Genomic DNA, 14,442 nt, shown 5'->3' with positions numbered 1-14,442 from the left:
GCCGCGCCCCGGCCGCCCTGGCTGTCCCCCGAGCTGCCCCAACGGCCGACCCACACCGGACCGACCCGCACCGGGCCGGCCCGCCGCCCGACTCGTGCCGGCCCGCCGCCCCACCCGCGCACTCGGCCCCTCCCGTTCCTTGCACCCCACCCGGTCCCGGCACCCTCTTCCGACCTACCGCACCACCCGGTCCCGGCACCCTCTTCCGACCTGCCCCCTCCCGGTCCCGGCACCCCACTCACACCCGGCGTCCCGCTCAGGGCCTGACCGCCGCCCGCTCCACCCGTACCGGCCCGTCGCTTCGCCAGGCCGGTCACCGCGGAGCCGAGGCAGCGGTCGGCGGCCGGATCTCATCGGGGTCGTCGGGATCATCGGGCTCTCCGATGTCGCCGTTCTCGTCGAGGTGGTACTCCTCCGGTTCCGCGTCGTAGGAGTACAGCTCGGCGTAGCGGCCCCAGTCGGTGGCCGTGTCCAGCTGCCGGGTGACCTGCTCGGCGGTGAAGTGGTGGGCCAGGAGGTCGCGGAAGAACCCGGCGCGCAGGGTTCCCTCGGCGTTGGACCGCAGGCTGTTGGTGATCAGCCCGACCAGCGGGGCCCGCCGGACGGCCGCGGCGAAGATCTTCTTCGACCCCTGCACGTCCGCGCTCGCGAACTCGGTGCCGACCGGCGTCAGCAGCAGGTCGTCGCCGCTGAGGCTGGTGAAGCCGAGCAGGTCGAGCGCGTCGACCTGGGGCAGCAGGTCGTCCACCGCCAGTCCGAGGTCGTCCGCGAGGTCCGCGAGGTCGCAGCGGCCGCCGCGATGCAGCACCATCTCCGCGAGACCGGACAGACCGTCCACGCTCGCCGACGGCAGCGGGGTGTTGCCGGGAGTGCGTTTCTCCAGTTCGACCGGCTCGTGCCGGCCGGGGACGCGGCCTTCCTTCTGCCGGCCGGTCATGGTGCGGTAGACACGGTCGATCAGCTCGTCGAAGGCGGCCGAGTCCCGGTCCCGGGGGCGGTCGAGACCGACCTCGAAGACCTCGCGGATCGTGCCGTAGGGCCGCGCGCCCAGCACCACGATCCGGTCGGCCATCAGCACCGCCTCCTCGATGTTGTGGGTGACCAGCACGATGGCCCGGGTGGGGAACCGGCCCGACTCCCACAGCTCCATCAGCTCGCCGCGCAGGTTCTCGGCGGTCAGCACGTCGAGGGCGGAGAACGGCTCGTCCATCATCAGCACGTCCGGCTCGACGACCAGGGCCCGCGCGAAGCCGACCCGCTGGCGCATGCCGCCGGACAGCTCCTTGGGGTAGGCGGACTCGAAACCGTCGAGGCCGATCAGGTCGATCGCCTGCACGGCCGCGTCGGCGCGCTCGGCGGCGGGCACCCCCTTGGCCTCCAGGCCGAGTTCGACGTTCTGCTGCACGGTCAGCCACGGCAGCAGCGCGAAGGTCTGGAAGACCATCGCCGTACCCGGGTTGGCCCCGGTCAGCGGTGTGCCCCGGTAGGCGACGGTGCCGGAACTGACCGGCAGCAGTCCGGCCAGGCAGCGCAGCAGCGTGGACTTGCCCGAGCCCGACTTGCCCAGCAGGGCGACCACCTCGCCCGCCCGGACCCGGAGGTCGATGCCGGACAGGACGGGCAGCTCGCCGTCGGCTCCGGCGTACGACTTGGTCAGGCCGACGGTCTCCAGCAGCAGCTCGCCGTCGGCGGGCCGGGGGCGGTCGGCGGGGAGGTGGGCGAGGGAGGTTCGGGCCTGCCGGCCCGCACGCAGGTTGCGGAGGGTGTTCAGCACCATGGCGTCTCCAATGCGGGAAGGTCTGGGCGTTCAGAGGGAGTAGCGGCTCTCGGCCAGCCGGTACAGGCGCCGCCACAGCAGGCGGTTGAGGGCGACGACGTAGAGGCTCATCACGGCCACCCCGGCGATCAACCGCGGGTAGTCGCCGTGCCCGGTGGCCCGTGCGATGTACGCGCCCAGGCCGGTCGCGGTGAGCGTGGTGCCGCCGAAGGTGACGACCTCGGAGACGATCGAGGCGTTCCAGGCACCGCCGGACGCGGTGATGCCGCCGGTGACGTACGCCGGGAAGATGCCCGGCACGATCAGCCGCCGCCATCGCTGCCAGCCGCGGACGCCGAGGTCGTCCATGGCCTCCCGCAGGTCGGTCGGGATGGCCATGGCGCCCGCGATGCTGTTGAAGAGGATGTACCACTGGGCGCCCAGGGCCATCAGCAAGGTGCCGCCGAGGTCGATGGACAGTCCGGTCCGCAGGAAGAACCACACCGCCAGCGGGAAGAGGAAGTTGGCGGGGAAGGACGCGAGGACCTGGACGACCGGCTGGGCGATGCGGGTGAGCCGGGGCGAGAACCCGATCTTCACGCCGATCGGCACCCAGATCACCGTCGCCACCGCGACCAGCACCACCACGCGGGCGAGCGTTGCCAGGCCCACCAGCAGCGGCTCGCCGAACACGCCGAGGCCGGTGCGGTCGTGGAGGTAGCGGCCCAGGTCGGCCAGGCCCCACAGGATCAGTCCGCCCGCGACGAGGGCGAAGACGAGGTCACCGGTGCGCTGCCGGGTGCGGTCCACCGTGAGCGGCCGGTCGTCCCGGCCGAAGATCCGGCCCGCCTGCCCGAGGCCCCGGCCCACCGGACCCAGCACCCGGCCGAACAGTCGGGGCCAGTGCGAGCGCCGCAGGAAGTCCAGCACCGCCGAGCGCTGGATCTCGCTCGCCTCGGACTGCTCGTTCTTGAACTTCTCCGCCCACGCCGTCAGCGGCCGCCAGAACAGGAAGTTCACGCCGATGACCATGACGGCCATGGTGAGGATGGCCCAGCCGACCCGGCCCAGGTCGCCACGGGTGATCGCGGCGCCGGCGTACGAACCGACGCCGGGCAGCGCGTACCGCTGGTTGTTGACGCTGATCGCCTCGGAGGCCACCAGGAAGAACCAGCCGCCGCCGAAGCTCATCATGCCGTTCCAGACCAGGCCGATCATGCCGGCGGGCAGTTCGACCCTCCAGAACCGCATCCACCGGGTGAAGCGGAACGACCGTGACAGCTCGTCGAGTTCACGTGGGAGGGCGGTGAGGGAGTAGTAGAAGCCGAACGTCATGTTCCACGCCTGCGAGGTGAAGATCGCGAAGACGGAGGCGAACTCCAGGCCCAGCACGGAGCCGGGGAACAGGGCGATGAAGCCGGTCACGGCCACGGTCAGGAAGCCCAGCACCGGAACGGACTGGAGGATGTCGAGCGTGGGGATGAGGATCCGCTCCAGCCTCCTGCTCTTGGCCGCGGCGTACGCGTAACCGAAGGTGAACGCGACCGACAGCGCGAGCGCGGCGAACATCCGCAGCAGCGAGCGGGCGGCGTCGTACGGCAGCCGGGCGGGATCGGTGTCGACGTTGGCGTTCTGGTGGGTGTTGAAGGCGACCGTGGTGCCGTGTCCCACCCGCAGCACCACGTACAGCACCACCAGGACGGCCGCGGCGACCGCGGCGTCGACCCAGGAGAACTGGGACAGGCCCCGGGGCAGCAGCCGCGCCGCCATGGGTGTGCGAGCCACCGCGTCGGCGCGCTCGGTGTCCGTACGGATCGGCATCACGAGGACCTCCGCCCCCCACCCTGGACGCACTCGCCCGGCCCGGCCACGGCAGGCACGCCGAGACCGGGCCGGGCTCACCCGGGCAGCATGGGCACCACAGATAAATGAAGGGAGATATGGGAAAATTCGGGCAAGTGGGAAGGTGCTGAGCCGACGGTCACCACGGCCTCATCGAGACACCGCCCCGGCCGGACGTCGGGGGCCGCACGTCCGCGCAGCCCCCGCGAACGTCAGCCCGTGCCCCGGAGGCAGCGCGGACTGGGAGGGTCTGCACCCATGACTGCCTCCGATCCGTGATGCGACTCCGTCCCGACGGCGCACGAGGACGACATTCGCCGTACGCCACACGAAGCGCGGCGCACGGCGCGTGAAGCACGCCGCGTGAAGCAGAGCGCACGAAGTACGACGCACGCCACGTGACGTACGGCTCATGCCGCCCAGCTCACGGCTCATGCCGTACGGCGCACAGCTCTCCGCGGCGCGGCGCCCGTGACGGGACCCGACCCCCTGAGTGTGCCCCTTGTTGCGTCCACACGCAAATAGCAAGGTCGGAGCGGCATCTGCCACCGCGCCCGGACTGCGGCAGGGTCATCGGTAGCGCAGCAGGAGCATCGCGGCATCGTCCTGGAGCGGGCCGCTGACGTGCTGGAGCAGGTCCTGGCGCAGAATCTCCAGGGCGGCCTCCGCGTCCCGCTCCTTCAGCAGGTGGGCGCGCTCCGGCAGCGGGTAGAAACGCCCGTCGGCGTCCCGCGCCTCGGTCACCCCGTCGGTGTACAGCAGCAGTTGGTCCCCGGGGAAGAAGTCCGCGTCGAAGGGCTCCGGCGGCTCCCCGCCGTGCGCGCCCAGGCCCAGCGGCAGCGCGTACGCGGCCGGTTCGGGCAGGTCCACCGTGCCCTCGGCGCGGATCAGCAGGGGTGCGGGGTGCCCGAAGTTGAGGAAGGTGACGCGCTCGTCGCTCACCTCGGCCAGGATCGCGGTGACGAACTTCTCACCGTCCAGCTGCCGGTCCACGGCCCGCTCCAACCGCCCGCCCACCCGGGCCAGATCCACTTCGTCCGGCGCGGCCTCGCGGAACGCGCCCAGAACCACGGCAGCCGTCTCCACCGCCTCAAGCCCCTTGCCCTGGACGTCCCCGACGATCACCCGAACCCCGCCGGGGAAGGCGACCACCTCGTACAGATCGCCGCCGATACGGGCCTCGGCGACGGCGGACATGTAGGCGACCGCGGCGCGCAGCCGTCCGGCGAGCCGCGGCACCGGTTTGAGCAGCACCCGCTGGGCCGCCTCCGCGATCGACCGGAAGCTGTCCAGTTCCGCCTCCCGCCGCTCCCGCATGGACACGGCCACCAGCCCCGCCACGGTGACCCCGAGGACCGCGGCGAGGGCCATGTAGCTGCGCTGCGCGTCGATCACGTCGTTGTACCAACTGAGACCCGCGGAGAGCAGCAGCGCCAGCAGCCCGATGCCGGCGGTGCGCCGCCGGCCGCCGACGAGTGGCGCGAACGCGGGTCCCACCGCGACCAGCGGCAGAAATCCCAGGGACGGGCTGGTGGTGAGGTCGGCGACGGCGACCGCCGCCATCGTCGCGAAGGGCAGCGCGGCCAGCACCGTGCGACGGGGGCTCCGCGCGGTCTCGTCCTTCTCCGGCACCGGGCGCCTCCCCCTCCACGCTTGCCGCCGAACAGGATCATCGTGGCAGACCCCTGCATCGGCCTCCAGAGCGCGCGGCTCAGTGCAGGACCGGCCCGCAGCGCCCTTCACCCATGGAATCGGGAGATCCAGGATGTTCCGATGATTTCAGTGATCCGGGAGATTCCGGAGAATTAGGAGATTCCCGAGTTCTCGGAGATCCGGGAGACCCTGGAGATCCGGTGGATCCGGTGGATCCGGTGGATCCGGTGGATCCGGTGGATCCGGTGGATCCGGTGGATCCGGTGGATCCGGTGGATCCGGTGGATCCGGGAGCTTGCGGAGATCCTGGCGAAGCGGCCGGGGCCAGGGCCGGTAGGGGCTCTGGGGGCCGTGGCGGGCGTGCGGGGGAATGGGCCGGGGGCGCGTCGGCTTCCGGCAGGGGCGCAGGGGTGGCGGGTGGATTCGAGTTGGGGCCGGGTGGGGGCACCTGGGAAGGGCTCGGGGAGCGGGCGGGCGCGAGAGAGGGAACCTCGGGGGCGTGGGAGCGGCCGGGGACACGAAGACCGAGCCGCTCCGGCCATCGGGGGAGCCGGAGAGGGACACGCGGCGCTTCCCCCTCCGGCCGCAGCGGGAACCGGCGGCCGAGCCACTGTGGCCGGTGACCGTGCAGGACGCCGAGGACGATCGCGACGGCCACCGCGATCAGATGCTCACGGCCGGCCAGGTTGGGTACTTCGATCGACTCCCACACCATCGACCCGCCGGTGAGGGTGAACACCACCGGAGCGCGCCGGACGACGGAGAGGTAGGTGAACAGGCCCACCACCGCGGCGGACGGCCCGGTGTCCAGGACCTGCCCGACCTCGGGCGGCAGCCCCAGCCCCCACCAGCCCGGCCCGAGCGCGATCATCACCCGTACCGACAGGGTGCCGGCCAGCGTGGCCGCGTACGCCACCGCGAGCGTACGGGCCCGGCCCAGGGCGAGTTCGGCCAGCGCGAACGCCAGGAACAACTGGGTGATACCAGCCCAGACCGGCAGATCGAGGGCGGGTACGTAGAGGGAAACCGGCGTACGCAGCAGGGCGAGCCACAGCGGCAGATCGGCGGTGACCCCGCCCACCCGCGACACCACCAGCGCACCCGTCGGCCGCTGGGCCAGGTCGTGGAAGAAGATGACCCCGAACGCCGCCACGAACGCCAGCGAGAGCCCGGCCGGCCCGCGCCGCCGAAGCTGCCGCAGCGGATCGACGACGATCCCCTGCCACTCGCCGCGCAGCGTACGACCCACGAACCTCGCCGCGTGCAGCAGCAGGTCCCGCGGCCGCCCGTGCCCGGCCCCGCTCACGCCCACGAGAGCCCGCGGTACGTCATGATCGGTTCGCCCCCACCCGTAATGACCCCCGGTCACCCATTCCAGACGCCATCGTATAGATCGTCCGTACCGTACGATCGGACAGCACCCGGTCTCTATCGAACGACCGAGCGATGCCCGTAGTGCCCGCCAGGACGGAGCCGGAAGCCCCGCGGCCCGCCCCGGGTGCCCCCGCGGGACGGAGCCGGGATCGGACGCCCCGCACCGGCAAGTAGGCTGAGCCCGCTGCGGCACCCCCACCAACACCGCCCCACGCACAGAGTGTTGGCCTGCGGCGACAGGAGTTGGCCCACGGCGTGAGGATGAAGGACAGGTGCTGATAGCGGGCCGGTATCGGCCGCAGACCACCCTCGGGCGCGGAGCGATGGGTGAGGTCTGGCAGGCACGGGACGAGACGCTCGACAGAGATGTGGCGATCAAGTTCCTGCTGGCCCAGGGCTCCGACGCCACCGCCACCGCCCGATTCCGGCTGGAGGCGCAGACCGCGGGCCGGCTCGACCACCCCCATGTGGTGGGGGTCCTGGACTTTGGCGCTCATGAGGACCGGCTGTTCCTGGTGATGGAACTGGTCGAGGGTGACAGCCTCGCGCGCGTGCTGGCCAGTGCGGGTTCGCTGCCCCCGGAGCGGGTGGCCCGCATCGCGGCCGAGGCGGCGGCCGGCCTGGCCGCCGCGCACCAGCAGGGGATCGTGCACCGCGACATCAAGCCCGGGAACCTGCTGCTCGCCGCCGACGGCTCCCTCAAGATCGGCGACTTCGGCATCGCCCGCTTCATGGACGACCCGGCGGGCGGCCTCACCGCGACCGGCCAGATCGTCGGCACCAGCCTGTACCTGGCCCCCGAACGCGCCCTGGGCCGCAACGCCGGGCCGCCGTCCGACGTGTACTCCCTGGGCTGTGTGCTCTACCAACTCCTCACCGGCCGACCGCCCTTCGAGGCGGACACGGCGGTCGCCATCCTCCACCACCACCTCGACACCGCGCCCACCCCGCCCCGGCAGTACGGCGTCGACATGCCGCCCGCGCTGGAGAACTACCTGCTCGGCATGCTCGCCAAGCAGCCCGAAGCACGCCCCACCGCAGCCCAGGTCGCCGACTGGTTCGGCGTCGACTCCTGGCGTGGGCACCGCGAACCGCTCCCGCCCGCCGAGCCCCGGCAGTCCGGCAGGCGCGCAGCCGGACCGGGCGGCCCCGGACCCGGCTCTGCCACCGCCGGTCCGGCATCCCAGGCAGCGGCCCGGCACACGGCCGCCGGATCGGGCGGGAGGTCGGGCGCCGTCACGGCCGGGCGGACCGGCGGCGGTCCGGGCACCCGGGGCAACCGGGGCGGCCGAGCGGACGGTGGTCGCGGCGGCCGAGCGGGGGGCGGTCCGGTCGGACATCCGGGCGCGGGCGCGCTCGGACCGGTCGGCGGCGGGACGACGGCCCCGCACACATCCGCCGAACCGGGCCCCGCGACCACCTACGCGCTGCCGAACTCCAGCGCCCACGCCGCCCTGCCCCGCCGGGGCCGCAGTCGTCGCCCCGCACTGCGGCTCCTCGTCACCCGCAGCCCCAGGCTGGTCGGTGCCATCGCCGCGGCGGTGCTTTTCCTGGCCGCGCTGCTGATCGGCATGGCCTTGTTCTCGGCCGGCTCCGGCTCGGCGGAGACCTCCGGACCCGACCCGTCGCCCTCCACCGGTTCCACGGCCGGGTCCACCGGTCCGCCGTCCGCGGACCAGGCCCCGGTCGGCACCGCGAACGACTCCGGGAAGAACCACCCCCAGCAGCAGGACGACGAGGCCGACGACGACAACGATTGACCCGGCCGGGAAACACCGCGCGCCACCGCGCCTTCGTGGCCGGTCCAGCAGTGTCACCAGCCACCCGGCCGACGCGCCCGTCCCGACCCGAGGAGCCCGACCGACGAGCCGACCGGGGTCGTTCTCATGCACCCCGTCCTCGACAAAAGGCTCTAAATACCTGTTATGTGACCTTGAGTTCTATTGCTGCACCTTTGTATCCGTTGTGTGCACTCTGCCGATATTCCTGAGTCTTTGGGTCTGTTGCTTGACCTTTGGGTCCTTTACTGGACCTCTGGGTCTGTTGCTGGGTGGCTCGGTCAGAGCAGCCGCCCCATCCCCTGGCCGGGGTGGGGCGGTCTGCGTTCGTACGGACGGCCCCCGCCGAGTCACGCGGAGGAAATCGCCGCCTGCGGGCCGGGGTCTCCCCATCCGGGAGCCGCAGGAACGACGAGCCTGCGGCTGGCGCGAGAGTGGGAGTTACGCCACCTTCGTCCCGTCTGAACTCCAGGACGACGAGCGCATTGATCACGCCCCCGGCAGGCGACGGGCGAACCATGATCGTTCGGGGTTGTGGGGCCCTGCGCGGTTCCTGATCAAGGAAGTGCCCTCCGAGATTCATCCTCGGAGGGCACCTGACCTGCGGTGGAGCCTAGGGGAGTCGAACCCCTGACATCTGCCATGCAAAGACAGCGCTCTACCAACTGAGCTAAGGCCCCTGGTGAAAGACGTCCGTCACGAGCATCACGCTCGGGTCGGCGCCGCAGACCAGAGTACCGGGTCACCCCCGGGATCTCGCAAAAAAGATGGGGGTCCCTGGAAACGACCACGCTCCGTAAGATGCTCGGCGTGGTTCGCTACAGCGAACCACGTTTCTTGGGGAAGCGATGGGGAGACGCGAAATGGACGCCGCACAGCAGGAAGCCACCGCTAGAGCGCGGGAGCTGCAGCGGAACTGGTACGGAGAGCCGTTGGGGGCGCTCTTTCGAAAGCTCATAGACGATCTCGGACTCAATCAGGCCCGCCTCGCGGCGGTACTGGGGCTGTCCGCTCCGATGCTGTCACAGCTGATGAGCGGCCAGCGCGCCAAGATCGGCAATCCCGCTGTGGTCCAGCGGGTACAGCTGCTGCAGGACCTGGCGGCGCAGGTCGCGGACGGCAGTGTCAGTGCGGCCGAGGCGACCGACCGCATGGAGGAGATCAAGAAGTCGCAGGGGGGCTCCATGCTCAGCAACACCACACAGACGACGAGCGTTTCGGGCGCGCCGACGGTCAAGCGGGTGGTCCGCGAGATCCAGTCGCTGCTGCGCTCGGTGGCCGCCGCGGGGGACATCATCGAGGCCGCCGACTCCCTCGCCCCGAGCCACCCCGAACTAGCAGAGTTCCTCCGGGTGTACGGCGCGGGCCGCACCTCCGACGCCGTCGCGCACTACCAGTCCCACCAGAGCTGACTCCCCCGGTCCGTCCATCGGAGGGGGTCCGACGGACGGGCCGACGCAGCGGGGGAGTGCCTGAGGGCACGACAAGGGGTCGTATCACTCATCTCGGGGGAAGCAAGAGGGGCAAGGGGGAACCGCAGGGGGAGGAGCGACGGACAGCCATGGGTGAGGTCTTCGCCGGCCGGTACGAGCTGGCCGACCCGATCGGACACGGAGGCGTCGGCGCCGTCTGGCGTGCCTGGGACCACCGTCGCCGCCGCTATGTCGCCGCCAAGGTGCTTCAGCAACGCGATGCCCACTCCCTCCTGCGGTTCGTACGGGAACAGGCCCTGCGGATCGATCACCCCCATGTCCTCGCTCCGGCCAGTTGGGCCGCCGACGACGACAAGGTCCTGTTCACCATGGACCTCGTCGCCGGCGGCTCGCTCGTCCACCTGGTCGGCGACTACGGCCCGCTGCCGCCGGCCGTCGTCTGCACCCTGCTCGACCAACTCCTGTCCGGGCTCGCCGCGGTGCACGAGGAAGGTGTCGTGCACCGCGACATCAAGCCCGCCAACATCCTGCTGGAAGCCACCGGAACCGGCCGTCCACGGCTGCGCCTGTCGGACTTCGGCATCGCCATGCGGCTCGGCGAACCGCGCCTGACCGAGACCAACCTCGTGGTGGGAACGCCGGGCTATCTCGCGCCCGAGCAGATGCTGGGCGCGGAACCCGACTTTCCCGCCGACCTGTTCGCCGCGGGCCTGGTCGCGCTGTATCTGCTGGAGGGCGCCAAGCCCGATGCGAAGGCCCTGGTCCAGTACTTCGCCGAGCGCGGGACGCCAGGTGCGCCCAAGGGCGTCCCCGAGCCGCTCTGGCAGGTGGTGTCGACGCTGCTGCAACCGGATCCGGTGGCGCGTTTCCGCACCGCGACGGGTGCCCGCAAGGCGCTCGTCTCGGCCATGGCACTCCTGCCGGAGCCCGGCCCCGACGACGAGTTGATCGAGATCTTCGACCAACTTGGCCCACTTCCTCCCGGTTTCGGGCCCGAGGGCCCCCTCAAGCCCGCATCGGGCGTGGACGTCGAGGCGGCGGGGGATACCGGAACCCGCCCCGGGCAGCCGGGACCGGCCGCGCCGGGCGGCGCGTCCGGAGCCTGGACTGCCGGCGAGGGGGGCTGGACGGCCAGCGAGGGGGGCTGGACGGCCGGAGCCGAGGTCTCTGGTGTCTCTTTCTCCAGTTCCGCCATCTCCAGTTCCGCCATCTCCGGTGCAGCGGTCTCCGGTGCCGGTCTGGGCGGTGACCCGTTCGGCGTGCAGGACATGTCCGCTTCGGTGCACGACCACCCCACACAGGACCCGCCCCGTGTCTCGGGTCGGACCGGGCCCGACGGCACGGGCTCCGCACCCGGCTCTCCGGAAGCCCCCGCAACCGTCGATCCGCGTGAGGACACCGGTCCGCAGTCGGCCGGTATGTCGGACACCGGGAGCTTCCATCTGCCGCCTCCGCAGCCCACCCGGCCGCACAGCACGCAATCGCCGCCGCCACCGGCCGCCCAGCCCTACGTCCCGCTGCCGCAGCAGGCCGGCCAACACGTCGACCACCACATCGACCACCACATCGACCACCACATCGACCACCAGGCCGATCACCAGAGCGCGCAGCCGCAACCCCAGCACCCCGCGCAAGCACAACCGCCAACGGTGACCGTGCCCAATCCCGGACACTCCTCGGCCTCCCCCTCCCCCTACGTCTCCCCCCATGCCCTTTCCTCCCCCCGTCCGCAGACCCCGTGGAACCCCGCTCAGGCTCTGCCGCCAGAACAGCCGCGCCGCGTTGACGCCCCTACTGTTTCGTACACCGCTCAGAGCCCGCGGGTTCCGCATTCCGCGCCGGAATCTCACGTACCCGTGCCGGATCACGTGCCCCCGCCGGAATCTCCGGCACCCGCGCCGCGCCGCGCCACGCGCCACGCTCGCCGCGCCCGCCGTCCCGGCCCTCCGGCGAAGGCCGCGATACCGATCCTCCTTCTCGCGCTGGCCTGCTACGCCGTGGGTTTTTGGGCCCTGACCCGCGTCTGAGCGGCGAGCGGCGAGGGGCGAGCGCCGGTCATCGTCTTGGCACCGGTCATCGTCTTGGCACCGGTCAGCATCTTGGCGCCGGTCAGCATCTTGGCGCCGGTCAGCATCTGAGCAGCGACACTCGTCCCCGGCGACGGACCGCGTCTAGGAGCCGGTCCGGCGCCGGGCGGCCACCGTCCACACCCCGAGCACCAGCAGCAGCGCGCTTCCCATGCCGATGCCACCGGTCGCGAGCGCCCGCATCGCGGTGTTCCCCCCGCCGTCGCTCCGCCCGGTCACGGCCGCCTCCCGGTCCTGGGCCGTGACGTCGAAGACGTCCCGCGGCTCGGGCTGCCCGGCGTACCCGGGGGCGGCGTGCGGAGTACCGCTGAGACGCACGCGCAATGTCACCCCGAAGGGCCCCTGGCCGAACGTGTCGGCCATCCCCTCGCTGAGGTGCACGACGAGGTAGTACGAGCCGGCGAAGCGCATGGAGTTCACCTCGTCGGGCACGGCGTACCGGTTGCGGTACTCGACGGGCGGCAGGGGATCGAGGGCGGCTTCCTGCTGGCTGCCGTTGTAACTGAGGGCCGCGTCGTCGACGTAGCCGCGTACGGGGTTGTGGAGCGTCAGGTCGAGGGCGCCGCTGACATAGCCACCCGACCCTGCCGTGCTGCCGAGGTCGGCGGTGGCGTGCACCTGCTGGCCCCAGTCGACCGGCACCTTGTAGAAGAGGGTCTGTCCGGGCCGCAGGTCGGTCTGCCACACCCCCTGCTCCAATGCCCGCGCCGTGGCGAAGCCCGCTCCGCCGGTCCGCCGCCGGGGCTCACCGGTGACCGGCTCGGGCGAAGCGGAGTCCCACACCTCGGGTGCGCTCGTGCTCCCGGACCGCGTCAGGCCCGGCTCGGCCACCGGCGCCAACTCCAGGTCCCAGGCCCCGGAGCCGGAACCCGAATCGGAGCCCGATCCTGAACCCGAGCCGGATCCTGAACCCGAGCCGGATCCTGAACCCGAGCCGGACGCGCCACCCGAGGCGGACGCGTCACCCGAGGCGGACGCGTCACCCGAGCCGGACGCGTCGGGTGTTTCCAGGCGTTCGACCAGCACGTAGTACGTACCCGCCCCCTGGCACAGGGTCTTGCCGGCCTCGCGCATCCCCAGTGCCGTGACCGGCCGGGGGCTCAGGCCGGCACCGAAGCGCGCCGAAGCGTAGGAGCAGGAACCGCCGTTGGCGTCCTGCACCGACACCCTGATGCCGTCGCTGGCCGAGACGGCGGCACGGGCGGGGGGTATGGCGGTCACGGGGACGTACGCGGTCGTCGGCGCCTGGAGTTCCAGGCGGTAGTAGAGCTTGCGGTTCCCCGCGAGGGAACTCCGGTAGGTTTCGCCCGGTTCCAGCCGCGCCGCGTCCGTGGTGCTCTCCGCTCCGGCGACGGTACGGGCGCCGGGCGTGAAGGCGTACCCCGGGGAATCCCCGGTCGCCGAGCCCAGGCCCGAGTCCGAGCCCACGCCCGCCGACGCGGTCGCGGCCACGGCCGACGCACCCGGCAGCAGCGCAACAGCACACAGCACGGCCAACGTCCCGGCCGCCGCCGCACCACGCACGGCGGAGCCGGGCGCCCGACGGCGCCACCGGGTTCGTCCGGGCCACCACCACGCCGTACGCCGCCCCATTCCGCGCCACCCCTCGTCGTGTCCCACAGTTCGCCCGGCCGCCGGGACGCACATCCGTCCGTCGACGGGACGCCTATACAGCGGGAAGCCGGATACCGCACGTCGTCACGCACCGCACGCCGTCGTACACCACACGGCGCCGCGCACGACAGGTTGTCGTACGCCGCACGGCGCCGCCCACCACACACCGGCGTACACCGCATGCCGTCACGCACCACGCGTACCACGCAAACGCACCACACGCATCACACGCCCCGTACGCCACACGTCGCCGCGGCGCACGCCGTCCTACGCCGCTCGCGACCGACGAACCGCCAGGAGAGCTGTCTCCGCCGCCCCGCCACACCGCCCGTATGGACCGTGGCCCATCCTGCCCAACGCACACCCGGGTCATCCCGCCGATCCGTGCGGCCGTCCGAAACGCCCCGCGCGTGGGAGGCCCCTACCCCGTCATCGGCGTCCAGGCAACACAAAACCCCGACCGCAGGGGCGGCCGGGGTCCGATTCAGTTTCTGGTGTCTTTGTTCACGAACCCGTGGGCACGGAGTCAGTCGCCTCCGTCCACAGATCCTGCTCGGCGCGATCCGCCTGGATCTGGCGGTACACGAGGAGCCCGCCGATGGCGGCCAGTGCGACCAGGAGAAGCTTCTTCACCGCGCGACCTCGTCTTTCCTTGACGTAGGGGACCTCTGCCGCCCGACTATACACACCGACCGATATCGGTCGGTGACCTGAGCCGGGTCCCAACTCCCGCCCTCAAGACCGCAATAGACCAGGTCGGCGGCACCTTCACCGCAGAGTGATCATCCTTCCACACAGCGTCACTTTGCTCCTCTTTCATCCATCCACATCCCTATCTAGGAGCTTTTCTTCTGATCTGAGCCCATTCGAGTGGTGTTCATCTGAACATCGACGCGCCACGGGCC

9 protein-coding genes and 1 tRNA gene are annotated in these 14,442 nt (G+C 71.6%); 3 read left to right on the top strand and 7 right to left on the bottom strand.

What is annotated here, in order from left to right:
- Window positions 1–313 precede the first annotated feature (313 nt).
- The 4 genes from ACFC09_RS09785 to ACFC09_RS09770 form a co-directional block, all read right to left on the bottom strand.
- Window positions 314–1,777, bottom strand: a complete 1,464-nt coding sequence (locus tag ACFC09_RS09785; RefSeq protein ID WP_376525418.1) for a nitrate/sulfonate/bicarbonate ABC transporter ATP-binding protein — start codon at window positions 1,775–1,777, stop codon at window positions 314–316.
- 30 nt (window positions 1,778–1,807) lie between these two features.
- Window positions 1,808–3,526, bottom strand: coding sequence for an ABC transporter permease (locus tag ACFC09_RS09780; protein WP_376525633.1), 1,719 nt, complete (start codon window positions 3,524–3,526; stop codon window positions 1,808–1,810).
- A gap of 642 nt (window positions 3,527–4,168) precedes the next feature.
- The gene (locus tag ACFC09_RS09775; RefSeq protein ID WP_376525631.1) at window positions 4,169–5,161 is read right to left on the bottom strand and encodes a PP2C family protein-serine/threonine phosphatase; all 993 of its coding nucleotides are present in this window, start codon (window positions 5,159–5,161) and stop codon (window positions 4,169–4,171) included.
- A 148-nt stretch (window positions 5,162–5,309) separates the two neighbouring features.
- Window positions 5,310–6,557, bottom strand: coding sequence for a hypothetical protein (locus ACFC09_RS09770; RefSeq protein WP_376525417.1), 1,248 nt, complete (start codon window positions 6,555–6,557; stop codon window positions 5,310–5,312).
- 340 nt (window positions 6,558–6,897) lie between these two features.
- On the opposite strand from ACFC09_RS09770, the gene ACFC09_RS09765 reads away from it, so the two are divergent.
- Entirely contained in the window at window positions 6,898–8,385 is a 1,488-nt protein-coding gene (locus ACFC09_RS09765; RefSeq protein WP_376525416.1) for a serine/threonine-protein kinase, read from the top strand.
- Window positions 8,386–9,010: 625 nt separating this feature from the next.
- Here ACFC09_RS09765 and ACFC09_RS09760 read toward each other — a convergent pair.
- Window positions 9,011–9,083: transfer RNA gene (locus ACFC09_RS09760), tRNA-Ala, on the bottom strand.
- Window positions 9,084–9,266: 183 nt separating this feature from the next.
- Here ACFC09_RS09760 and ACFC09_RS09755 point away from each other — a divergent pair.
- Window positions 9,267–9,815 carry a helix-turn-helix domain-containing protein gene (locus tag ACFC09_RS09755; protein WP_376525415.1) on the top strand — a complete coding sequence of 183 codons (549 nt, stop codon included), beginning with the start codon at window positions 9,267–9,269 and terminating at the stop codon, window positions 9,813–9,815.
- Between the two features lie 149 nt (window positions 9,816–9,964).
- Entirely contained in the window at window positions 9,965–11,863 is a 1,899-nt protein-coding gene (locus ACFC09_RS09750) for a protein kinase (RefSeq protein ID WP_376525414.1), read from the top strand.
- 144 nt (window positions 11,864–12,007) lie between these two features.
- On the opposite strand, the gene ACFC09_RS09745 is transcribed toward ACFC09_RS09750, so the two are convergent.
- Window positions 12,008–13,414, bottom strand: coding sequence for a hypothetical protein (locus ACFC09_RS09745; protein ID WP_376525413.1), 1,407 nt, complete (start codon window positions 13,412–13,414; stop codon window positions 12,008–12,010).
- 627 nt (window positions 13,415–14,041) lie between these two features.
- Window positions 14,042–14,170, bottom strand: coding sequence for a DLW-39 family protein (locus ACFC09_RS09740; RefSeq protein ID WP_003999697.1), 129 nt, complete (start codon window positions 14,168–14,170; stop codon window positions 14,042–14,044).
- Window positions 14,171–14,442 lie beyond the last annotated feature (272 nt).

The organism is Streptomyces sp. NPDC056161 (assembly GCF_042268025.1).
GTDB lineage: Bacteria > Actinomycetota > Actinomycetes > Streptomycetales > Streptomycetaceae > Streptomyces.
Note: the sequence above shows the minus strand (reverse complement) of the source record. Positions and strands in the feature narration are given on the sequence as shown.